At 54.4% G+C, this 22,420-nt stretch carries 18 protein-coding genes; all 18 read right to left on the bottom strand.

Features of this window, described 5'->3' with window-relative positions; translation table 11 throughout:
- Position 1: 1 nt before the first annotated feature.
- Positions 2-2,326, bottom strand: coding sequence for a putative baseplate assembly protein (locus tag H6F67_RS08845; protein ID WP_190765433.1), 2,325 nt, complete (start codon positions 2,324-2,326; stop codon positions 2-4).
- Positions 2,326-5,790, bottom strand: a complete 3,465-nt coding sequence (locus H6F67_RS27310; RefSeq protein ID WP_199304320.1) for a putative baseplate assembly protein — start codon at positions 5,788-5,790, stop codon at positions 2,326-2,328. Before H6F67_RS27310 ends, H6F67_RS08845 begins: the two co-directional genes overlap by 1 nt.
- Positions 5,787-6,200: a GPW/gp25 family protein gene (locus H6F67_RS08835; protein WP_190765432.1), complete on the bottom strand. Its 414-nt coding sequence runs from the start codon at positions 6,198-6,200 to the stop codon at positions 5,787-5,789. Before H6F67_RS08835 ends, H6F67_RS27310 begins: the two co-directional genes overlap by 4 nt.
- 3 nt (positions 6,201-6,203) lie before the next feature.
- Positions 6,204-6,485, bottom strand: a complete 282-nt coding sequence (locus H6F67_RS08830; protein WP_190765430.1) for a PAAR domain-containing protein — start codon at positions 6,483-6,485, stop codon at positions 6,204-6,206.
- A 35-nt stretch (positions 6,486-6,520) separates the two neighbouring features.
- Entirely contained in the window at positions 6,521-7,219 is a 699-nt protein-coding gene (locus H6F67_RS08825; protein WP_190765428.1) for a phage baseplate assembly protein V, read from the bottom strand.
- On the bottom strand, positions 7,216-8,394 hold the full coding sequence (locus tag H6F67_RS08820) for a phage late control D family protein (RefSeq protein WP_190765427.1): 1,179 nt from the start codon (positions 8,392-8,394) through the stop codon (positions 7,216-7,218). Before H6F67_RS08820 ends, H6F67_RS08825 begins: the two co-directional genes overlap by 4 nt.
- A 1-nt stretch (position 8,395) precedes the next feature.
- Positions 8,396-9,082 (bottom strand): LysM peptidoglycan-binding domain-containing protein, encoded by a 687-nt coding sequence (locus H6F67_RS08815; protein ID WP_190765425.1) that lies wholly within the window; start codon positions 9,080-9,082, stop codon positions 8,396-8,398.
- Positions 9,083-9,085: 3 nt separating this feature from the next.
- Entirely contained in the window at positions 9,086-9,892 is an 807-nt protein-coding gene (locus H6F67_RS08810) for a hypothetical protein (RefSeq protein ID WP_190765423.1), read from the bottom strand.
- Positions 9,889-10,029, bottom strand: a complete 141-nt coding sequence (locus H6F67_RS08805) for a DUF6760 family protein (protein WP_190765421.1) — start codon at positions 10,027-10,029, stop codon at positions 9,889-9,891. The genes H6F67_RS08810 and H6F67_RS08805 overlap by 4 nt, the downstream gene beginning before the upstream one ends.
- Positions 10,030-10,049: 20 nt before the next feature.
- Positions 10,050-10,412: a phage tail assembly protein gene (locus tag H6F67_RS08800; RefSeq protein ID WP_190765418.1), complete on the bottom strand. Its 363-nt coding sequence runs from the start codon at positions 10,410-10,412 to the stop codon at positions 10,050-10,052.
- A gap of 24 nt (positions 10,413-10,436) precedes the next feature.
- On the bottom strand, positions 10,437-10,871 hold the full coding sequence (locus H6F67_RS08795; RefSeq protein WP_190765416.1) for a phage tail protein: 435 nt from the start codon (positions 10,869-10,871) through the stop codon (positions 10,437-10,439).
- 30 nt (positions 10,872-10,901) lie between these two features.
- Positions 10,902-12,842 (bottom strand): phage tail sheath subtilisin-like domain-containing protein, encoded by a 1,941-nt coding sequence (locus tag H6F67_RS08790; protein WP_190765414.1) that lies wholly within the window; start codon positions 12,840-12,842, stop codon positions 10,902-10,904.
- Between the two features lie 60 nt (positions 12,843-12,902).
- Positions 12,903-13,805, bottom strand: coding sequence for a Pvc16 family protein (locus tag H6F67_RS08785; protein ID WP_190765413.1), 903 nt, complete (start codon positions 13,803-13,805; stop codon positions 12,903-12,905).
- 425 nt (positions 13,806-14,230) lie between these two features.
- Entirely contained in the window at positions 14,231-16,771 is a 2,541-nt protein-coding gene (locus H6F67_RS08780; protein ID WP_190765411.1) for a DUF4157 domain-containing protein, read from the bottom strand.
- 37 nt (positions 16,772-16,808) lie between these two features.
- Positions 16,809-18,362, bottom strand: a complete 1,554-nt coding sequence (locus H6F67_RS08775; RefSeq protein ID WP_190765409.1) for a DUF4157 domain-containing protein — start codon at positions 18,360-18,362, stop codon at positions 16,809-16,811.
- A 145-nt stretch (positions 18,363-18,507) separates the two neighbouring features.
- Entirely contained in the window at positions 18,508-20,643 is a 2,136-nt protein-coding gene (locus H6F67_RS08770; RefSeq protein WP_190765407.1) for an AAA family ATPase, read from the bottom strand.
- A gap of 281 nt (positions 20,644-20,924) precedes the next feature.
- Positions 20,925-22,118, bottom strand: a complete 1,194-nt coding sequence (locus H6F67_RS08765) for a glycosyltransferase family A protein (protein WP_190765405.1) — start codon at positions 22,116-22,118, stop codon at positions 20,925-20,927.
- On the bottom strand, positions 22,115-22,420 hold a 306-nt coding region (locus H6F67_RS27505; RefSeq protein ID WP_206753901.1), incomplete at its 5' end, for a hypothetical protein. The genes H6F67_RS27505 and H6F67_RS08765, both read right to left, overlap by 4 nt.

Here is a 22,420-nt window from a genome sequence, read left to right as displayed (position 1 = left end):
GTCACATCACCTCAATGCGATGTTGTCCGGGTGTCACCAGGCTGATCGGCGACACGCAAAGGTTGCCGCATTGCGCGATGCCGCTGCCTGCAATCAGCCGAAGCGATCGGATGTGATCGACGCCTGCCACTTCATCAATCACCTGCAAAATCTCCGATCGATACACATCCCGCCCAAACGCCCAGCCCAATCCGTTCGAGCCACCCCGCAGCGGATCGAGAAAGGTATTCAGTGCCTGCAAGATGTCAGTTTGGACGCGATCGACGCTGGCAGCAGGCTTGCTCTGCACCGTCGCTTCGACCTGCACCTCTAAATATTCCGGCGCAACCACAAGCAATCGCGTTCCGATGACACGACGGCGATCGAGCGATTGCTGCACAGCTTGCAGTAGACCGGGGCTAGGCGTCGGGCGCTGCGGCGGCAGAGCGGGCACAATCACGACCGTCACGGTTCCCGGTGCTTGTAGGCACGGGTGAGCGGGGTCAAGTCCTGCCCAGGCTCTCGATCGCACAACATGAGTGCCGGGAACGGCTAAGGCCAGTCGCTCGAAATCCAGCAGAGTTGTGGCGCGTTGGGGCGGCAGGCGATCGAGAACGGCAGATTTCTCAATCTGGTCGAGCGTGGTGCAGCGCGTTTGGTCGCACAGTTCCACCAGCCGCTCATGTGCCCACAGCGCTTCGACGGCTCGACCTGCGGCCTGGTCAACGCTTTCCTCGTCTGCTCCGCCTGAGATCGCGGCGCAAGATGCGATCGACTGCACTCGTTCGGCTGTCGCCGCGACGATATCCTCAGCAGTCGGATCGAGGAGCGATCGATTCAACGCATCATCTGCGCCGCGAAGCTGCCACTGCCCTTTCGCCGCATGACCAGCCGCGCCTGCCGTCTGGTCATAGACTGCCAGAATCAGCGCATCAGTGGGAACGACGCGCCCGCTTTCGCCATCCCCAAAGCGCAAAACTTCCGCAGCCGTATCTAGGCTGAAGTGAGCGTCGGTGCGGCCAGACGCATCTAGATCCGGTCGGATCTGCCAGCGCTCAACAGTGCTGCCTGCTGTCCAGACTTGAATCTGTCCCTGAGCGATCGCTCCCGGTAGGTGAACGGTTTGATTGGGCAAACCCGTTCCTTCACCAACAAGCATCAGCGTACTGGTCAGGCTTCCAGGTGCGGTAGTCGTTGCAGGCTGATAGGCAATGATGAAAACTTCCGGCGCGTCTGATTCTGTGTCAAAGGCGATCTGCGTAATCACGCCTGCGTCGAAGCTAAGGCTTAATCGCCCGATCTGCCCAGGAATCGGGACTTTGCCTGCGGGCGGGGCGGTGTTGGGCGCGATCGCCAAGGTGCTGCGGGCAGGACTGGTTTGCTCAACAGCAACAGCGTTGAGCGCGATTCCCAGCAGAACCGGAGCGAGATCAGGCTGTCCGCTCAGCCAGCGACAGCGCAAATAATAAGCGGGGGCAGCAACTAATCCCTGCACCGAGGCTGCGATCGTGCCTGGAATCGTAACCCGCACCGTGCCGTCAATCGTGAACGATCGCGTGTCGTCTGCGATCGCTTCGCCTTGGAGTGCCTGCCAAGCCGTGCCGTTGAAATATTCCCACACCGTTCGCAGGCTGTGATGCGGCGGCAGATCAACAGTGGGCTGAGGCGTTGCGGCTATCACACTTTTAGGCGGCTCTCCGATGCAGGTGCGAGTCATTGACGAGCAGGCGATCGCCTGTTCCCGTGCTTCGGCCAGAATGCGATCGCGATCGTCTGAGTTTTGAAAGCGCAGCCAGATGCTCAGCGGTTGATCGAGTGGAAGTGCCTGATCAAAGCCGAGGTAGAGAGCAGGCTTGGCATCGATCGCAGTTGGATTTGTGCCCCAAGGGGAAAACGGCAATCCTTCACGCTGCGATCGCGTCAGGTCAGTGAACGTCACCCCATCGAAGCTCTGTACCGCTTGAAGTTGGACGGGCAAAACCTGCACATCAGCTACGGTACGAAAGCGCAGTGGTTGGTTATCGGCAGTGGCGATTGTCAGTCCGGCGGGGAGGAGCAGTGTTTCGGTAGCGATGGGCGTAAAGGCGATCGCAGTGCGGGCAGGACGGGACGGCAGCGGTGAAAAACCAATTAGATCAAGGAATTTACGGCGGTGACGCAGCGGAATGCGGTTGGTGCGGTAGATTTCCTGCTCGATTAGCCACGCCAGCAGTTCGATCAGCATGATGCCCGGATCGTGGACATTATGATCAGTCCAGTCCGTTGCGTAGCGGGGAATCAGTGCCCGTCCTTCATCCACCAGGTCTAGCCAGCGGCGCGTATCGAGATTGGGTAGGGGTAGGGGCATCAGTTCACCTCGCTGCCTTGAAGCAAAATACGGAACGTGCCCGCCACAACGATGCGATCGGGCGGAACGGCGATCGATTCTCCCTGCGGCGTACCGTTGAGCAGCAGATTGAGTTCGCGGATGTAGTCCACGCCCGCCACGCGCTCTAGAGTCGCCGCAATGTCCGACAGATACACCGCCCGACCAAATCGCCAGCCTGTTCCTTCGGGGCCACCGTGCAGCGGATTGAGAAAGCGCGTGAGGGCTTGCCGGATGCGATCGCCCACCAGTCCCGCTTCTGGTGGAACGAGGGGAACCACGATCGCCTCAACGCCGATCGGCAAATAGTCTGGTCCGACAATCGAAATTCGATCGACGATCGCAGCCGGAACGCGGGCGGCTAAAAACTGCTGCACCTGCCGCCGCAGTTCAAACGACGGCTGCGGCTGCGGGTCTTGGCTTTGCGGCATGATCACCAGCTTCACCCAGCCTGGAGCCAATCGCCCGTTCGGATGCGTGGTTGACAGGGCGCGGGCAACGGCAACCGCAGGCGAAGCTTCTTGCGCCAAAGCTTCGTAGTCGGCCAGCGAAATGGCCTGATAGCGATGGCGAATCACTTGCGGGGCGCGAGCTTGCACCCGATCGATCGCTTCGGTATCCGCTCCGCCTTCTGCGGCTTTGGGGTTGGTGACGCTCTGCGCCAAAATGCCCGCCAGAATTTGCGAAATCGCTCCGGCTGGAACATTGCCAATCAGTCCCCCGCCCGATCGATAGGCTTGCAGGCGAATGTTGTCCACGCTTGCAGGTGGAATGCGGCCTTGCTGCCCATTGCCAAACAGAATGCGCCCCTGACTGCGCTCTAAAACAAAGTGGCGATCGCTCGCGCCGGAAAAAAACAGATTCGACTGTTCCTGCCAGCGCACCCAAACCTGCGTCACCTGCCCGGTGCGGCGATCGGTGACGGTGCGAATCGCCTCGCTTAATCCCTGCTGCTGCAATTCCTCCATTAGAAGCGGTAGTTCGACCGGGGCGCGCAGTCCTTCCAGTTCGCGCACTTCGATCGTGGCTCCAGACAGCACGGGCAGATTGCGAGCGAAAAACACTTGATTGGGCTGAGCATTGCTCGATCCGAGCACTTCATTTTCAAAGGTTTGGCTTTGCGTTGCCCACACTGCATTCAGGTAGATGCCGTTGATTTGCGATCGCAGCGGTTCGCCATCGGTTTGCAGGCGTGCCCGTATCCAGGTGCAGGGTTTACCAAAGCGCGGCAGGGCAGCACGGGCGATCGAGGCTTGGGCATATGTTTGGCTCAGCGGCGTTTTCAGCTTCAGCGTGTCTTGCGCCGTGCCGACCAAAATTGCCAGTTCGCCTTTTTCTTTTTGGCTGATGTAGAGTAAATCGCCGGGGGCAAACTGTGCCGTCTGGCGAGCATCGATAAGCTGCACCCGATTGCCGCTCGCTTGCAAAACTGCTGCTGTGGGTGAAGCCGTCACGCCCGCCCAAATTGCCGATACCATTCCGGGCAAAGCAAGATTGCGCGTTTCGTCCTCGACACTCAGCGGCAGCCAAGCCTTGTCCCAATATTCCCACTTCAGTAGATTGCCCTGAGCGGTGTTTTCCTGAATGTCGAGGTAGAGGCTGATCAGATCGGCAGGCAGGGGGCGATCGAAGCCGACATACAGCGTTGGGGTGCGATCGGCGATCGGCTCAAACGGCTCAAAGCTATTACCCCGCCACTGCACCGCTTCACTTTGATCTTGCCACTGAAAATCGCTGTAGGTGAGGCAAACCTGCGGGCGATCGAGCGGCGACTGATAGAGATAGCCCAGCCGAAAATCGGCCAAGGCGGGCGGAGTGGTTTCCACGATCGTCATTTCATTGGGTGAATCGGCTGTCGCACCCGTCCAGGTAATCTTGCGGGTGCGGGAAAAGGTGTTTTCAACGATGCGGATGCGAATCCACAGCCCCTCGTCACCATTGACTTTTGTGCTGGCAAGGTCACTTGGAATTTCCAGCTCAAACGGATAGCCCTGCTTAAAGAAATTGAGGAGGCGATCGCGGTCTGCCCCCAAACTTTGCCACTGCTGCCCGTCCCAATACTCTGCCACCAGTTGCGGCTCGCCTTCCACAGCCAGCGCTGTTGCGGCCACCTGACCGTAAAAGGTGACTTTCGCGCCGCGCTTGCTAAACGCTTCGGTGCATTTCAGGTAAAGTGCCGTTCCGGGCAGGGGCTGCTGCCCAAACGGATAAAACGTCTTGGTCAAGTCCAGCTTCACCCCGTCAGCAAACGCAACTTCCGGCTGAAGTCCAGGATTGAGAATGAAGTTCATCTCGATCGAAGCGTTGCTCGCCTCCAGCCTACCCACAAAGGTCGGTAAACCGAGCCTACCCACGCTTAGGTTCGTCGCCAGAGTGGTTGGAATCTCGAAGCCATAGTTTCCTTGAGCATCCGTGTAGCCAGAATACGGCGACACAATTGAAAAGAAATCTCCGGCAAAAACGAGTACCCCTGACAGCGGCGTTCCTTTTGCGTCTTTGATGATGCCGCTGAGCGTCGGGGTGGCTCCGCTTGTGAGGTCTTTAAGCTGAAGCGTTTGGCTCCAAACGTCCTGACGAATCACGGTTTGAATTTGCAGGCGATCGATCTGCGGCAGCACCAAATTTCCGAGCGGCGGCAACGGTTGATTCAAGCGGGCACGAATCCAATAGCCGAGAATGCCGTTGATGCGGGTGGGCGCACTCGTGGCGCAGTCGGTCACCAGCCGAATCGTGCTGCTAAACTTCAGTCCTTGTGTGCCGTCCAGACTGTCCGACTCAGAAGCGCTTTCTGGTGATTGAAACGGCTTGAACGGATGCCAGTCTTTGCCGCTCCAAAACTCCCAGACGATCGCCAGCGATTCCTTAGCCGCCTGTGTCAGGTCAATTTGCAGTTCAATCGTCGATCGTCCCGCGATCGCAAACGAATCATGCGCCAGATAAAGCTCGTGCGGGATGGGCTGGAGCGGTTCAAATAAGGTGAATGGCTGGCGAGCGATCGCCGCCTCGGTGTGGTCGGCATAGGCATCGCGACCCGGAAACAGCGTTACCACCTGAGCGATCTGGGCAGTTGCTAGGGCGATGGCCGTTTCAGTTTCAAACACCAGCGGTTCGCTGCGGCCTGACACCTTCGCGCCAACGCGAGTCCGAACCGGAACGCGGCTATCCGCCACATTGGTCAACGCCTGAAAGACAACTGGAGCGCGAGCCGCCTGTGCGGGCAGCAGATTGATTCCCAGGCGATCGAGAAAGGCCAGCTTGTTTTTGTCGGGTGCTTGGTTGAGCCGTTCGGCCAGCGATTGCCCATAGCGAGCAAAAATCTGGATCAGTGCCCAGCTTGCTCCGTTCACAGTCGGCTTCCAGTCGGGCACATAGGCGGGCAACTGCTGAAGCAGGGCTAGCGCGATTGCTTCGGCCTCGCGATCGTCGAGGAAGGGCGTGCCGCTCATGTCGGTTTCGCCTCCAGCAGATAAAAAGGATAAACCAGGTTGTAAAACGTATTGGTCGATCGCACTCGATAGTCAATGTTGATCAGCAAGCGACCCAAGGCAGGCTCGGCGGTGACATCAACGGTGATGCTGTCGATGCGCGGCTCCCAGGCAATTAAGGCTTCTTCGACGCGAAATTTCACGAGTTCGATCGTCGTGGTCGAAATTGGCTCAAACACTAAAGCAGACAGCCCCGATCCAAAATCGGGACGCATGACTCGCTCGCCTGGAGTTGTCCCTAAAATGATGTGAATCGACTGGTGAATGTCTTCCTCGTAGGCGCTGAGGGCAATCTCGCCATCGGGCTGAAGCTGTGGCGGAAATGCCCAGCCGACACCCAAAAAGGCTTTTTCTGCCTGAAATTCAACCATTGCTCAGCCTCCAATCAAAACGTTGACGGCTCCCGCCAGAATCGGCGCACCACAGCCAGATAGATCGCCCATCCGCAAGGCGGGTCGTCCACCGATCAACACGGTCAAGCTACCTTTGAGAAAGGGCGTTGGTGGATGGGGGCCAGCAGGCGGCGGCATTGAGCAGGTGTGTAAATCTCCGACGACAGCAGCAGGCAATTTGCCAATTAGCACGTTGGGAACGCCGGGACCTGTGATGATGCCAGGATGTCCGGTTGGGTCAGTGATGCGAGCAGCAGAAGGCATAGGAGGTTCTCAGGTAAATGAAGATGCGATCGAATTTAGTTAATCGTTACCAGTGCTCCAGTAATATTCACGGCCGCACCTCCGGTGATTGAAACGGCACTTCCGGTGATGCTAACGGCTCCAGTTGCAGCAAGCGTCAAGTTTGAGGCGCTGGCGATCGTAATGCCGTCGGGCGTCATGTTAATCACGTTGCTTCCCGCCACGATTTGCACCGACGTTGCCACAATCTGAACACCCGCAGGCGACATGATCACGGTTTGATGCGGTCCGACGGGAGACGGCGGCAGTGGAATGGTAACGGGGGGCGTGGGAGCCGTTTGCAGCGTGATTGTCGGCGGCACTTCGCTAAAGACAATCTGGTTGCCCACTAAGGTGCGAATCGTGCGAATTTGCGGAATCGGAGTCGGCAGCGGCGGCGGAGACAGCGCGTTCCACAAACTGCCGATGACATAGGGCGAACCGACATCACCATGCTCAAACGCAACCAGAACTTCATCACCAATATTGGGAATGCAGTAGATGCCGTGCCCCAATCCGGCCATCGGCGTTGCCACTCGCGCCCAAGGACTCAGATCCAGGCTGTCGATGAAGGGCAACTGCACCTGTACGCGCCCCAGCGTCATCGGGTCGAGCAGATTGATCACCCTACCAACCACGACGCCGTAGAATTTGCCCTGAATCTTGTCGGCAACTTCCTCGATCGAATCCGACACCCAGCTAAACATCTCTGTCATGGCAAAATCTCCTTGCTGACCGTAAAGGTGGTGCGATAGCCGCTCGTGTCGATCGAATGCGTGGCGCTATTGACGCGATAGTCGCCGCTAAAATCAGGCCCCAGCCCTTCTAGGCGAATCACGGCTCCTGCCCGAATGCGCGGATCACCGATCGCTGATCCGCGTCCGGTCAGCCGATTGTTAATCTTGCTACGCAATTCATGGGTAATTTCCAAGGCGCTCGTTGTGATGTCAGCAGGACTGGCGATCGTTTTGTTGATGATCGTTTTCACTGCCCCGACGATCGTTTTGCTGAAGGCGGCGTCACCGGGAACGATCGAAATACCTAAACTCTCGCGATCAAAATCCCAAAACACCGTCACGAGAAAATCGAGCGGAATCTCGCGCAGGGTAAATTTGGCTGCCACGCCCGCCACCTGACCGATCGTGCTGACACGCGGCGAAAAATCCAGCAGGTTTTGCCCCCAAACCAAAGTTAAGCGCGGCGTGTATTCCTTCATAAAGCGCGATAGATACAGCACATCGCCCTCGACCCAAAAATCTGCATCGTAAGTTTTGGCGATTTCTTCGAGCAGTGCTAGATCGCTGCTGGTTTGCTTGCGTCCACCGCTTTTGAAGATGACATTGAGTACGGCAAGCGCTGTTGATCCCGCGATTATTGCGGGATCGATTGTGGGAAGCAGCAAATTCTCGGCGCTCAAGATTGCCGCAATCAGCGCATCGGGAATAAAGCCAAATCCTCGCGCATAGCTGCCTCGCGACAGGCGATTCAGGTAGTCATGCGCCACCAGCGTCATCGTCGGCACACCGCCATTGGGGAAGCTGGCTTCAACCCCGGTCAGTTCACCGCGAAACATTTCTTCGAGCGGGTTTGGCGCATAGCCGATCGCCAAACTCAGCTTATTGTCGATATCAAACGATCCTTCTGTGGCCGCGACGATCGTGCCCGCCACAGGCAGATTGACGCGACTGGGAAACGGCTGAAATCCCAACCCGCGAATGTGACTTTGCAGCCAGCGCAGATTGATATTCGCCAGGCCGACCTCGACGCGATCGGCAGCCTGCATTCCGTCTTCATAGCTGACGCTCGTAATTGCCGCCCGCAGTGCAGCCGGAATTTCCTGGTCGTTAATGCGAATTTTGAAGTCAGGCGCATAGCGCGGATGAATTGACATACTACTGCATCACCTCCCCCGTATCGGAATCGCGAAACGGCAATTGCGGAATCAGCAGCCGCCGCCCGATCGCCAACTCGTGCGGATCGTCGATTTGGTTTTGCAGGGCGATTGGTCGCCACAAAGTTGCGTTTTCATACACCCGCGCCGCAATGCTGCTCAAGGTCTCGCCCTGCCCAACAAGGTAGAACTGGCTGTAGTCGGCAGTTTCGCGCTTGACCTCTTTCGCTTCAAATTCGGCGTTCGTGAACTCGTTGAACGTCACCTGAAGCCGAGCGCGAACAGGAATGCCCGTCGGCAAAAACATAATGAATTTTTCGCTCACTCGCGCCAATACACAGCGAAACGTCAGCGATCCCCAGACAAACAGCAGAACTGGCGGCGCGTGGGTTTGAGGGTTGATGTCAAGTAGGTGCGTAATTTTGCGAGTCATGTCACGCACGTCTTGATGCGCCTGATTCACGGGCTTATTTCCGGTTCGATGTGCCTCGTAGGTATCGACGAGCAGTTCCATTTCCAGCGTTTTCAGATTGCCGTGAACAAACTGAAGCAGCGGCGATCGCAATCCCGGTACGGCAATTTGTGCGAAATTATTGTCTTTATTAACGGTGTATTCTTCCGGGTTAAAAATCACTTCAAAATCTTCGCCCGTGTCGGTATTGGTTAATCGCGCTTTTTCTAACGCCATGTGCTACTTCCCCCGCCGCTCGCGATATGCCAGCAAGCGCCGATCGATCGTCTGCATCACCTGATCGGTCAGGCGATTAACATCGATCGATGGCACAACAGGCGGAACCAATCCGGATGCTGCCGGAGATGCGGAAAGCGGAGTCGATCGCCTGCCTTCAGGCGCGATCGATTCAGCCGACTGCGCTACTCGCACCACTTGCGGGACAGGCTGAGCAGCAACAAGCTCCATAGTGAGTGGCACTTGTGACGCTGGGCGAGATTGAGCGATCGCTGTCAAAGTATCTGATCCCATTTCCATCCCAGCCATCGCCCGCGAAACTGTCACCGTTTCCGTTCGCGTTGTGCGATCGACCATTCGCTGCACGAGTTCTTGCTGCAAAACGGCTTCGGTGCGATCGCGCTGAAGCTGCTGCACCAGCAGTTCGGTCTGCTCAATGCGCTGGAATTGTCGCGATCGCAGTTGGCTTTGCTGCTGCAAAACGGTGTGGCTCGATCGCGTCAAGGATTCTGCCACTGTTGCTGCGGCCTGTGCTGCTGCCAGAGTGGGTGAATGCAAGACGGTCAGTTGCAGTTGAGGCGCAAAATTAAGTTGCGGGTGGTGATGGTGAGAACTGAAGCTGAGGGCTGGAGGCGATCGCCGCAGTTCCATCTCTGCATGAGCTGCGATCGATTGATGCTGATAGCGCTGCTGCAATTGTTCGGCAAAGCGGCCAGCAGGCACAGTGACCAGCGATCGCAGCGGACGCAAAGGCACGCTTGCCGTGACGCGCATCTCGCTCAAATGACTGTGTGGTTTGCCCTGCCTCATGTCGATTCTCCATTCATGCGGTGATTGATGTCTGAAATTTCGGCCACCCAGCGGCGGCGATCGTCATGCTCTAGCTGCATCACCTGATCGTGCGGCCAGTGAAAGTGATAGGCGACAAAGGCTACCTCCCGGTACAACTGCGCCAGAGGGTAGCCCGCTACCCCCCCACGCGGCTAAGCTCCGTCTCAAACTCGTGCTGACACTGCGGACAAGTGACTGCAACCTGATTACTGTCGAGTCGATTGATGTCGTTGTAGAGCATTTGCAGGTAGGCCAAATCGGTTGCATACAGGTCTTCGATCGTCTTCGGCGTAATCGGACTCACTCCTCCTAAGCGCGTCACAACTCGCGACAGCAAAATCACAATCAGGTAGGCAGGATTTTTCACCACTCGCGGATCTTTGAGCGGCAAAATTTCATCAGCAGCAGTGGCGCGGCGCATAATCCCTTCTCGATGCAGCGTACCTTCCGCGTCGAGATAACCACAGGGCAAGATAAACTCGTACTCGGTCTGAAACATCGATCGCTCCCTCACAGTTCACCATCAGGCGCGAGCAAAGCCTTCATGCGCCAGTTCAATCATTTCGATCGCCACATCGTTACCTTCTGCCGTCAGATTGGGACCATCCCACTTCGTCGGCCAAGCCCGCACGAAATTCCAACGCGCCTTTTCTTCGCGTTTGCGATTGAGCAAAATAATCGATCCGTTTTTGCGCTCAATGTCGCCCTCAATCACGCGACGATGCCAGTCGTAAAGTTCGCGATCGTCCGTCATGCCCCACTTCAGTTGAATATTGCTGAACTTGGTCATACCGGGAAGCTTGCGGGGCGTGGTATTTTCACCGCCTTCGCGATGTTCGATTACGTCGATTGTGGAATCAAATCCGCTGCATTCTTGAAAGGCAGCGCGGGTAATGCCGTCAATTTCAACTAGGAAATTGTAATTACCATACGGGTCAGGAATCACACCAGTTGGCATCGTTTCACCTCCATCAAAGCAATCTACAAATTAACCTTCAGTCACTTGGGCGTCGCCCTGCCAGATGCCAATTCGCACGATGATAAATTCAGCCGGATAGGTCGGACGCAGTCCAATTTCAATGTTGAGACGGCCTAATGCCTGTTCTGAAAATGGATTGAGCGTTTCATCAATACGGACATAAAAGGCTTCCTTTGCAGTGGCGCCAAACAGTGCGCCATCACGCCAAACCCGTGTTAGAAATTCAGTAATCGTGCGCTTCACCTTCTCCCAAAGCTGAAGATTATTTGGCTCAAAGACAGCCCAGCGAATGCCTTCTTGAATCGACTCTTCGACAAATAGAAACAGCCGCCGAATATTGACATACTGCCAGTTCAAATCGGTGGCGGTTGTACGTGCCCCAAACAGTACGGGTCGACCTCCGTTTTGAAAGATGCGAATTACATTAATGCCCTGAAGATTGAGCTGTCCCTGATCGATGTTGCTCATCGATCGCCCCACGCCGATCGCCCCATTCACAATTTCATTCGCAGGTGCCTTGTGAACGCCGCGAAGTGTATCGCTGCGAGCAATGATGCCGCACACATGACCCGAAGGCGGTACTAATACCGGATCGCCCCGTCCGGTAGGCGGCACGCGCAGCCAGGGATAGTAAAGCGCCGAATAGCCGCGAGTCGAATCGAGTCCGCGCCGCTGTGCTTCCACGCTGCCTGCACCAAACAGTTTGAGATCGGCAGTGCTAGCGTCTAGGACGGCAAAGCGATCGCCCATTTGTTCGCAGTGAGTAATCACCGCCTGCTGCACAGGAGCCGTTGTGCGATCGGGAATCGCAATCAGGTTCACATCATCGATTTCCCTGAGCGTTTCGAGGGCGTCAATGTAGTCTTGATCGTCGATCGTTGCCAGGTTCTCATTTTCGCCACCTGCAAGCGATGTCGCGGTCAAATTCTTTAGCAGTCCAGCCGGAAAATCAACGCGAGGAAACGGCTCGATCCGTTCTAGCTGCACGAGTCCGCCTGCTTCATTTACCACCTTCAAAAAGTAGCGCGGATGGGCAGAATCGATCGAAAGATTCGGGTAGGTGACACTGGCTCCTTGCGTCACCTCCAGGTTAAATTCCTGAGACTGCACGGTTGCGTCTTGGGCAAAGCTGAGAGGAATGCTCAGTCCTTGCCGGAAAGTAACGCGATAGGTCGTCGTCGAGCCATTGATTTCCGCTTGCACAGTTTCAACAACTCGCGTACTCGAAAGCGTCCCCTGGGTAATGGTCAGCACCGTCCCCGCCACGAGTGCCCCTGAAGCAATTGGCGCAGTGGAGGTGATGCGAATCGTTTGCGTTCCGACCGGAGCATTCGCGATGCGAACGGTTCCATTGGCCGGGTAAGTTTGGGTAAGATTGTCAGCCAGCCGGATTTTGTTGCCGCTAATACGGGCGATCTGCACTCGTTCCCCGACATCGTTGAGCGTAATAAAATCTCCAGGGCGAAATTGAGCCGCATTCGCCGCTGTATCCAGCGTGATTTCACGGCCTGCTGCCGCCGTATAATTTGCGGTCGGACGATAAAGGCTGGCGCTGGCCGCAGGCAGCAGGTGCGATCGACTCAGCGCGACTTGAATTGGGGTTGAGGGATTTCCAGGCTGGCGCGATCGCACTTTCACAATGTCGTGATCGGCGTCATCTTCGAGCAAGAGGCTAGCGTTCTTGCCATTGCTCGCCCGCACCACATAGCAGACCTGCCCGCCATTCTCAAAAAAGCCCCGCACCGCATACCACAAGAAAAATCCCGGCAGCGGCAGTGCGCCAAACACCTGCCGAAACTGATCCCAACTGGTGATTTTTGTGGGCGTGTCGAGTTCGCCGCTGGCAGCAGGGCCAATGAACGCCGCTGTACTCGTACCCACGCCTTGAATCGGCGCTCCGGGCGCGAACTCATCAATGTAAACACCGGGATAGGAAACCTGGACTGCCATCGTGTGACTCCTTGACAGGTGAATCCAATCGTCTGGTCTCGAAATTGCCTGCGAAAGCGGCTACTCAAACCGCAAATCATACTCGCCGCTGGGAGACGGAACCTGCACCAAACGCGGCACAGGTTCCGCCCGATCGATCGATCGCCACCGCAACTGGTAGCTTCCAGGCTGAAGCTGCTCAAACGAAAATCGTCCTAACTCATCGCTAATCGTGGTTTGCAGCGGATCGCCACCGGATGATTCAAGCTGCACCCAAGCACTTGCCAGCGGCACAGGCGGATCGACCGTAGCATCCAGCACAAAGCCGCCAATTTGCACCCAACGCTCTGCCGTCACCGCTGCATCGGTGTAGCGATAGTCGGTGATCAGCGTTGTCACCATCGGGCCTGCCACCACGCGCAAAAGGGCGATCGGCAGCGTCACGATCGCATAAACGGCTGGTTTCCAAACGGCTCCCTGCCCCATGCTGTGCCAAAACTCAGACAGCTTCGGAAAGCCCTCAGCAGGCAAGACGGTGACCGGCAGATCGATATCTCGAAATGGCGGTGTCCACCCGTTCAGCAGCGATGAACCTGCCAGAATGCGCGATGGATTCAGCGTCGGATTGTGCATCAGCACCGCAGCAACCTGATAGAGCAACTCATGCTCATCCAAAGCTGGCTCCAAAGCTGGCTCTGCCGCGCTCCAAGCCGTGATTAAATAGTGACAGTCGAGCCGTGCTGGAGCCGGATCGTCACTCACCACACCATTGTTGATCGATCGCACCGACTCGTTCGATCGCAGTTTGCGATTCTCGCGGAGATCCACGAGGTAAACGTTCAGCGCGATCGAGCCAATATTCCCAACAGCACTGCGCCACTGCCCATCGGGAGGCTGAAAACGAATTTGAGTTTCTGTCGTTAAATTGGGAATTTGTGCCTGGATGAAAAGTCGGCGCAGCAGTGCATCAAGACGATGAATCATCTTCAAGTCCTGCCGTAGAAGGGTCAGCGAAAACCGTGTTTTGGTATTTGAGAAATTAGATTTTCAGGTTGAGCGAACTTGCGGTAGACGAACTTGGAGCGAGCAGAACGGTCTATGCGATCGCAACTGACTAATCAGCTAAGAATAGCTAAATGCAAGAAGTGACTCTCGCATTTAATTTCTACTCCTTTTTGTAGGGGAAAGCTCTTATTTGATCTAAAAATTCATATCTTAAGTAACAAACATACATAAAGCTTTCTTTGTTTATTTTTACCCCAAAACTACTCAGTTTTACTCTAGTTAAATTCACATAAATCTTCACAATCAATGACGGAACAGCCCGAAAATCGGCTGATTTTTAAGAGAGCACGACCTAATAATTTATCCGTTGCAGACGATCGACTCCACAACATTTAGCGTATTGCTTACATGTCTAAATCAACGCCTGTCTCGAATTTGTGAAGCTCCTTGTGCGCGATTTCAACTAAATCCCATCCTGCCTTCAGAGATGCCCGCACGTCGCGAAATGCTTTTCTTTCGATGCCAATTTTTGCCGAAGCGGCATGAGCCTTAGGATAGTCAAACATATGTGGATCGAGGTCAATCTTGCCATGCCACCACTTTGAGATTGCTCCTTCTTTTAAGTTCTTCTGGAGGCGACTTTCATTCACCCGAATTGCCTCTGTGAGCGCGTTAAGATTCGCCGTCAAATCCTCTTGAATTTTCTTTTCATAGAACGCCAGCGCTGTTGTATGAATATCGACGGGCAGCAATAGGTTAACGCCACCAATGCTGATCGTGTAGCCTGGGAACGTTGGCTGGGTCTGCTTCAGGGCATCGTAAACCTGCTGATATTTGAATGGATCAGGCAGTGCCTTGATAAATTCTTCAACTGTGTGAACGATGAGCGGCGGTGCTTTTTCGCTCGGCTTGTCTGCCTGCTCAGCGGTTTTTGAAGCTGGTTTTTTGCGAACCGGCGGATACCAGAGAATCATACTGCTTTCGGTTGAACCCGATTCATAACCCTGCCGAATCGTCGGAATTTTGCTGGCTTCTTCGCGGCTCGCTGCCATAACGCTTGTGATGCCCTTGAACATTGGAACAGGATTATCTTGACTTTGCACAAAATGCACTTGAATTAGCATCCCCATTCCAGGATTATCAAACAGAGTTTGATAAATTTTCGGTTTCTCGACGGCGATCGCACTTTGGGCAGCAGTCATCTGATTTTCAGCCGCAAGCCGGTTGAGTCCGTTTCTCAAGAGTTCCAGCCCAAACACAATCCCCTGAGCCATTGCATCACCCCTCGCCGAAGGACCAAACTCAATTGCTTGAGGTTTTGCACCCTTCGGCGGAGAATCCAACCCTTTTGGTGCCGGTGTAGGTGTGCCAACCGTTGCCGTTAATCTACCCGTGCTGCTGGAAGATTTGCCCGCAGAAATTCCACCTTCCGGACCGGGACCCAGCCTCAGCGGAGATTTAGTAGTGCTGCCAGGTAACTCTGGTTTTACAGGGGTAGATGCGCCAGGACTAGGAATAGGCAGTTGAGGCGCGCGAGGTGCGGCAGGGCGATCGCCCTTCGGGGCTGCAAGGCTAGCACTGCCAGTTCCACCCTGCGGCAAAGGAGCGTCACCCAAGGAAGGAGGTGTTAAAGGGGCTACGGGGGGTGCTTTTGGTAGTGCAGTTGGAGGCGGCATAGTTGGTGCTGGAGCAGGTAGTGAACTCGCACCCGCTGCTGGACTTGCTTTGGGCTGACTACTGCCTTTTCCTCCGCCACCGCTACCTCCCGAAGTTCTCACCATAGGAATTTGCCAGCTCTCAGGGGCAATTTTGACCCCCAATCCCCTTTTTGGATCGGTAACTTCAGGTTTTGCTCCGGTGACTCCCTGCTTGTTACTGGCTAAGTAATCTCGATCGAATGTCCACAGTTCTCCACCCGCTGCCTTCACCTGAGCCGCAACCAAGACATCATTTCGAGTGCCTTTCCTGCGCTCTAACAGCAAATCCGGCTCGGATAAGATGGCTCTTGGCTGAGGTAATTCCTTCTTATTTGCTTGAAATGTCCGAATGCTACCCCCTCCCTCAGGTGAAATATCTCGAATGTTTCGGTCATACACATCAACCCGCTCAGCAAAAAATCCTGTTTCGCCGAGGTTAAGCCCCAACCTTTCTAGCGTCTTTAGCGTCGCTTCTCTTGATTTTGGATCGGCTGCCTGCACAACTAGTTCGTTATAGACCTGTTGAGGCAGTTTAAAGATTGCGCCTTCTTTTCTAAGTTCTGCAAGTCGAGTCTCTGCTTGAGTGTTACCCGCTTCGATGTCTAAAACGACATTAGTATCTAGAAAGATAAGTCGGGGTTTTTGACCTGCTTTGGCTGGATCTCCAGCCAATTGGGGAACACCAGCAGCGCTAAAATGAGAAACAGAAATTTCAGCGGATGGCGATCGCCCCGCGGCAATCTCAGCCTCTTGCTCATGGGTATCACCAGGTAAGCTGCTGCTCGATTGACTTTGCTGCACTACATGAGTCAACTCATGAACTAGCAGCCTTCTTCCCGCTTCGGTTTCTGGTGCATACTGTCCAGGTGCAAATACAATATTTTGATGCATTGTATAGGCAAGTGCGTTAGCCTGTTGTACTGACTCTGCCACCTGAGCATCCGTATGAATTCTTACCTGGCTGAAGTCTTGACCAAAGCGCGACTCCATTAAAGCGCGGGTTGCAGTATCTAAAGGGTGACCGGGCGATCGCATTCCTGCCTGGATGAATGGCGCAGTTACATCTGCCTCCACTGTCGAGCGATCGCCCTGCAACTGCTGGTTTACCGCTTGATTACCCACCGCTTGCTGCATTGCCAAAATAGAGTCATACGGCTGGGAAGATACCGTTTCATGTTGTGTGGCTGGTAATTTTTGCAGGGACGATTGCGCCGATTCCTTTCTTTGAGATACTTTAGATGAACTCATGTTCGCCACCTTTGCCGTTCAATCGATCGTTGTAAAATCACTTTTTCTTGTCTTTGTCTTTCAGCAGAGAATCGATCGCTTTTCCTTGTTCTTCAAGTTCGTCCACTCTTGAGGGTGGGGGATCTTTGCGATAGGGACTGCCTTCGGTCTCTGACTTGCGATCGGTGGTCTGTCCGGGTTTTGACTTAATCAGCGTTTCTACCGACTGCTTCAGCACTTCTTTTGTTTTGTCATCTAGATTGAGTCCGCCAACCGCCGACTCAAATCGGTCTTTTAATCCCGCTTCGATCGCATCGTGCGCTCTATCTATCAGGAATTTTTGTACCTCTTTGGGCAGCGGACTCACAAGCGGTTTGAGCACTGGATCAACAAGAGTTTCGTAAAATACATCGAGCGGCGTTTTCGGTTCTGTGCCTTTAATTTCTGGGAAGGGGTTGGGCTTCCAGAACCAGGGCGGCAGGGGTTGCTGCGGATCGCGCCAGGGTCCGGGCTTACGATCGCCTGGAATCGGCAGTTTGGGGGAGATATCGATCGGCTGCTTCTGGAATGGATCAAACGGAGGGGGAGCGGGCGGCTTGGGCTTCAGCGTCAAGTCGGGAACCATCGAGGGCAGCATCGACTGTGCTGGGTCAAACTGCACCTCAACGCGGCGATTGCACGGTTCAGGCTTTTCGTCTTTCGTAGACACTGCCGGAGCCGTTTCACCTTTGCTTTGGGCTTGAATCTTCTCCTCTGGCACACCTTCACTGACGAGAACTGCTTTCACCGCATTCGCCCGATCGCTACCCAACGTTTCATTCCGTTCGGGTGTACCTACCATGTCCGTATGCCCCGTGACGCGAATCGTCGATCGCGGATAGCGCTTCAGCAGCGTGACGATCTGCCGTGCCGTTTTACGAAGTTCTGCGTCACGACCGGGTGGAATGTCAGCTTTCCCCAGCGCAAAATTGTCGATCGTGACCGAGCCGATCGCCCGTGCCATCATCGGGGAGGCGGTTTCAGTCAGATCAAAGCCGCCGGAAGCAGGCTGGCGAGCAATCCCGATCGGAGTGGCGGTTTGCACAGCGATCGCGCTGCCTGACATCACGGCATCCGCAGCCCGATCGGCTTCCTGTTCGCTAGTGGCAGACTGATTGACCGAGGCGGGCGATCGCTGTTGCAGGGTGTGGGTCAATTCATGCGCGAGCAATCGCTTTCCTGCTGACGATTCTGGCGCGTATTGTCCTGCTCCAAATACGATGTGCTGCCCAACCGTGTAAGCCTGGGCATGGAGTGCTTGCGCCGAGGTTGCCGCCTGCGAGCTGGTATGAACGCGAACCTGGCTTAGATCTTGCCCAAAACGCGACTCCATTGCGGCGCGTGTAGTGAGATCAAGCGGTTTTCCCACGTCGTTCAGAACGGGATCGATCGCTACAGATTGGTTTACCTGATTTGCCTGCAACTGCTCACTCACGGCTCGATTGCCAATCGCCTGCTGAAGCGCCAAAACTGAATCAGCAGCCTGAACCGTTGGAGTCGATCGAGGCGTGTTGAACTGTCCTTGCGTTTGCTTTGGGCTGCTTTTGAGCGATCGCGCCGCCAATTTTGCCATACTCCCCTCTCCATCCGTGTAATCAAGCATTTAAGCTGTGTTAGAGGTTGAAAGACGCGCCCAAGACAACACTTTGAACGCCTCTAGGTCCCTTACTTGCCGCCTCAGCCATGTGATCCTCCTTGGCTTTGGGCTTGTTAGCCGTCTATTGCGATTCACCCTGCTCGCCACTCAGTTCCCGATCGGACAGCATTTTGCCTAGTTTTTGATATTCCCGTCGCATTGCCTGCCGCAGATGCGTCATTGTCATGGGACTGCGATCGGCGGCTGCCAAATATGCCGCTGCCAAAGCGATATTTTTTATATTGCCACCGCTGAGATTGAATTGATCGGCCAGGAAATCTAAATCAACATCGGCAGCAATCGGCACGGCAGCAGGCAAAATGCTCGCCCAGATTTGCCTGCGGCTGTCTGCATCTGGCGAAGGAAACTGAATGGTGAAGGCCAATCGGCGCACAAACGCTTCATCAAGGTTGCCGCGCAGGTTCGTCGCTAAAATTGCGATGCCCTGGTACTGCTCCATCTTTTGCAGCAGATAGCTGATTTCCAGGTTGGCGTAGCGATCGTGAGAATCGCGCACTTCCGATCGCTTGCCAAACAGTGCATCCGCCTCATCAAAAAACAAAATCGCGTTGGCGGTTTCTGCCGCCCGAAAAATCCGCTCCAGGTTCTTCTCGGTTTCACCGATGTATTTGCTAACCACGCTCGACAAATCAATTTTGTAGAGGTCAAGCCCTATCTCGCTGGCAATCACTTCAGCCGCCATTGTCTTCCCCGTGCCTGACGCTCCGGCGAACAGCGCGTTGATGCCTTTGCCAATCGACAGTTTGCGATCGAACCCCCATTCTCCTAACACCTGATGGCGATGAGCGACGCGCTGGCAGATTTCTTGCAGTTGGGCGATCGCGTCTTCGGGCAGCACCAGATCGCGCCAGGTGTAGAGCGGCTGAATTTTAGCTGCCAATTCGTTCAACTCCTGGCCTGACTGAGCGCGAGCCGCTGCAAACAAATCAGCTAAGGTGGGCGACGTGGCCTCAAGCGATCGGGCTGCTGCCTGCCAGCGCACCTGATTGCAAGCTGTCGCCACCGCCTGAGTAATCTGGCACGGCAATAGTTGAAAGCGATCGGCTAGTGCTGCAAGGCTAAGTGGATCGATCGCAATCCCTGCTGCTGCTAGTGCCGCTTCCCAGCAGTCACGTCGCTGCTCAAAATCCGGTCGGGGAATGGGCACAGTGATCAAGGCGATCGGATCTTGTCCGGTCAAATTCCAGGGCTGGCTTCCTGCCAGAATCGTGATACCTGGCGCGTTTTGCAGTTCCTTAAGCAACTGCGACTGATGAGATTGCGGCAGCGCTTCGATGTCGAGATACAGCACCGCATTGGCGAACCAAGCTTCGCGAAACAGCAGTTTCAGGATTTCTTCCACCTCTGCATCGGCCAAGATCACTGCTAAATTGGCACTCAGCAGCGGAACGTCCAGCTCAGTGGCGATCGCTTCGGCTACCATCTGCCTGCCGCTGCCTTGAACCCCCTGAAAATACAGTTGCAGAGGTTGGCGATCGGCTTGATGCAGGAGTGCCCAAAGCGCCTGCTGCACGTCTGGCTTGAGGGGGAGTGACTCTAAGCGAAGGGTTGGAAAACTGCGATCGCAGTAGCGCTCTAGCCGTGCATCCAGTGAATTTTGACTTAGCAGCAGGCGCACAATCTGCTCATCGAGCCGCAGGCTGTGTGACAGTAAGGGGGCATTGGGCTGATCGGCAATCAGATGCAGAAGCCCCTGTCTGAGCAACGGAGCATCTGGGGCAAACACCTGACGCTGTTGCAGCTTTGCTTTGACAGAAGGACATAGGAGATTCAGCGCCAAATCAACGGTGGGACGCTTGCGAGTCACGTTGTCTTGCAGATAGGCATAGAGCCGCTCGTAGCGCAAATCGAGTTCGGGAGCTAGAGCGATCGCCAGCACATCCATCTCAAATGGCGAAAGCTGATAAACCTGTTGGAGCCAAGCAAATCGAGAGAGAGAACTAGGGGAAGGGTCGATCGACTCGGAGGCATCCGCGTCAGGGCAATATAAAATCGGCACACCGGGTTCTTGTCCCAATAACCGCTCCACTTCGCTCTGGCTGATGTGCAGCCCTCGATAGCGATCGATAGCTGCTTCTGCCCCATAAACCGTTTGCGCCACGGCGATCGATCGCTCTAGTAATCGATCGAGTCGCCCTAGCGTTTCGAGTAAGTCATCGAGCGATTGATTGTTACCAGGCTCCCATTGATTCACCATAAGATTATTGGTTATCAGCCGACTGAGTATCTTGCACGATTGAGGGTAGACCAGCAGGAGAAGGGCGAAACTGCAACAAATGGTTAACAGCATGATTGCCAACCATCTGCTGCAACGTTAAAAGCTCTGCTTCTGGATAGAGAGGGGTAGCGGTCGAGAAGTGAGGAAGTGATGTTGGCGATCGCTCCTGACTTCGATGAGTTTGAGTTTTGGCTGACAAATGTGTAGAGGTCACCTCAGCCATTCAAGCCCCTGTTAACAAACTAGCTTTGGAGCCGTCATTATCTGCGCTGTCTAACCAGCGTTTTAATCAATCTATCCTCAAATCTCGCCATATGCAGAAGATTTACGCTATCGCAATTGAGGGCCTGTGAGATGGTGAAGGTGAATCGGTTCGGCTTGTTTGATTTCAGGTTAGGTGACCGTCCGATTTGCAAAGCTCTGCGGTGAGCGATCGCCTGCTGCCTAATCTGAAGCTCTAATTTTCGTCGTGCACGGGAAGTTAAACCTGTTACAGGATCAGTGGTTAAAGATCCAGAGCGATGTCGGCGAAAATAGCAGAAGTCAGCGACATTCATCACTTTGGCAACTAAGACTGCTTGCAGCAGAAATTCAGTATCGCCACTAAAGCGCAATCCTGTTGCAAAGCCACCGAGTCGCATAACCAAGTCGCGAACCACCAGACTAGTTGGATGCAACAGGGCAAATCCTAGTTTTCTTGATAGTGCCAGATTCACATCTAAAGGATAATAGACCGATTTAATTGCAGATGATTCAAACACGCGAATTTCTTGAGTTCCAATCAGTTCTGCCCCTGTTGTTACCGCAGCTTGAATCAATTTCTCCACGCGATCGCAACTAGACCAGTCATCTGCATCTTGAAATAAATAAGCCCAGTAGTTGGTGCTTTCGATGACCTGCTGAACCAGTCGGTAAGGCCCAACATTGCGATCGCTGCCAAGTAATGTTGCTGTTGGAAATTCCGCTACAATCTCGACAGGCGGATGCTCTGAGGCATCATCGATTACAACAATTCCATCTGGTTGATGTGTTTGATCCACGAGCGATCGCAAACATCGACGCAGCCATGCTTCACAGCGGTAGTGAGGAACTACTGCAAGAACAGTTAAATTTAAAGTGGAATCAGTTAGAGCAGCATTTTGATTTGCGGGTAGTGTTGCCCAATAAAATGCGATGTTTTCTTGCTCTAAGACTTCTGCGATCGCTAACAGGTTCCAACGATTGCTCGACAGTTGCTTAAGGGCACAGCGGGCAAGTTCGATTGAGGCAACCCAAGCAGTGGTTTTAATGGAAGCAATCATAGCTGTTTCCCTCGATGGATCTACTTGCGGTACCCAAGGTGCAAGGAAAGGACGAACATGAATCGTTGAAAACGAAGCTTGTGGAATATAGTTGAGATCTGAGGCTGGAATAAACCCAACAAAATCTGTTTCTGCTGCCTCTAAAAATTTCAAAACTCGACCTCTGAGCCGATTTTTATTGAGTCTGCCTGCTGCGCTTCAACCGAAGCAATGTCTGGGGAAATAATAAAAATCTGTTCGCATAAGCCTGGTAGGAGAAATCCTATATCATAACTCAATCTAGTGCTGCGATTATCCACAACTGGAGTCAATGTTGACCTGATAGAAACCTGCAACTTAATATACAGCAATCCTAAATAGGAGATGAACAGTAGCCGTACATAAATGCTTTGGCAAAAGCAAAGGTTTGACAATGTGTGACTAATTGAAACAGAAACTTGACCGACCCAAATCTT

This window comes from Microcoleus sp. FACHB-1515, assembly GCF_014696105.1.
In the GTDB taxonomy this organism is placed as follows: Bacteria; Cyanobacteriota; Cyanobacteriia; order Elainellales; family Elainellaceae; genus JAAUTJ01.
Note: the sequence above shows the minus strand (reverse complement) of the source record. Positions and strands in the feature narration are given on the sequence as shown.

What these genes read in the sequence shown, in the direction of transcription:
- H6F67_RS08845 (WP_190765433.1), bottom strand. Translation starts at nt 2,326, where the DNA reads ATGCCCCTACCCCTACCCAATCTCGATACGCGCCGCTGGCTAGACCTG.
- H6F67_RS27310 (WP_199304320.1), bottom strand. Translation starts at nt 5,790, where the DNA reads ATGAGCGGCACGCCCTTCCTCGACGATCGCGAGGCCGAAGCAATCGCG.
- H6F67_RS08835 (WP_190765432.1), bottom strand. Translation starts at nt 6,200, where the DNA reads ATGGTTGAATTTCAGGCAGAAAAAGCCTTTTTGGGTGTCGGCTGGGCA.
- H6F67_RS08830 (WP_190765430.1), bottom strand. Translation starts at nt 6,485, where the DNA reads ATGCCTTCTGCTGCTCGCATCACTGACCCAACCGGACATCCTGGCATC.
- H6F67_RS08825 (WP_190765428.1), bottom strand. Translation starts at nt 7,219, where the DNA reads ATGACAGAGATGTTTAGCTGGGTGTCGGATTCGATCGAGGAAGTTGCC.
- H6F67_RS08820 (WP_190765427.1), bottom strand. Translation starts at nt 8,394, where the DNA reads ATGTCAATTCATCCGCGCTATGCGCCTGACTTCAAAATTCGCATTAAC.
- H6F67_RS08815 (WP_190765425.1), bottom strand. Translation starts at nt 9,082, where the DNA reads ATGGCGTTAGAAAAAGCGCGATTAACCAATACCGACACGGGCGAAGAT.
- H6F67_RS08810 (WP_190765423.1), bottom strand. Translation starts at nt 9,892, where the DNA reads ATGAGGCAGGGCAAACCACACAGTCATTTGAGCGAGATGCGCGTCACG.
- H6F67_RS08800 (WP_190765418.1), bottom strand. Translation starts at nt 10,412, where the DNA reads ATGTTTCAGACCGAGTACGAGTTTATCTTGCCCTGTGGTTATCTCGAC.
- H6F67_RS08795 (WP_190765416.1), bottom strand. Translation starts at nt 10,871, where the DNA reads ATGCCAACTGGTGTGATTCCTGACCCGTATGGTAATTACAATTTCCTA.
- H6F67_RS08790 (WP_190765414.1), bottom strand. Translation starts at nt 12,842, where the DNA reads ATGGCAGTCCAGGTTTCCTATCCCGGTGTTTACATTGATGAGTTCGCG.
- H6F67_RS08785 (WP_190765413.1), bottom strand. Translation starts at nt 13,805, where the DNA reads ATGATTCATCGTCTTGATGCACTGCTGCGCCGACTTTTCATCCAGGCA.
- H6F67_RS08780 (WP_190765411.1), bottom strand. Translation starts at nt 16,771, where the DNA reads ATGAGTTCATCTAAAGTATCTCAAAGAAAGGAATCGGCGCAATCGTCC.
- H6F67_RS08775 (WP_190765409.1), bottom strand. Translation starts at nt 18,362, where the DNA reads ATGGCAAAATTGGCGGCGCGATCGCTCAAAAGCAGCCCAAAGCAAACG.
- H6F67_RS08770 (WP_190765407.1), bottom strand. Translation starts at nt 20,643, where the DNA reads ATGGTGAATCAATGGGAGCCTGGTAACAATCAATCGCTCGATGACTTA.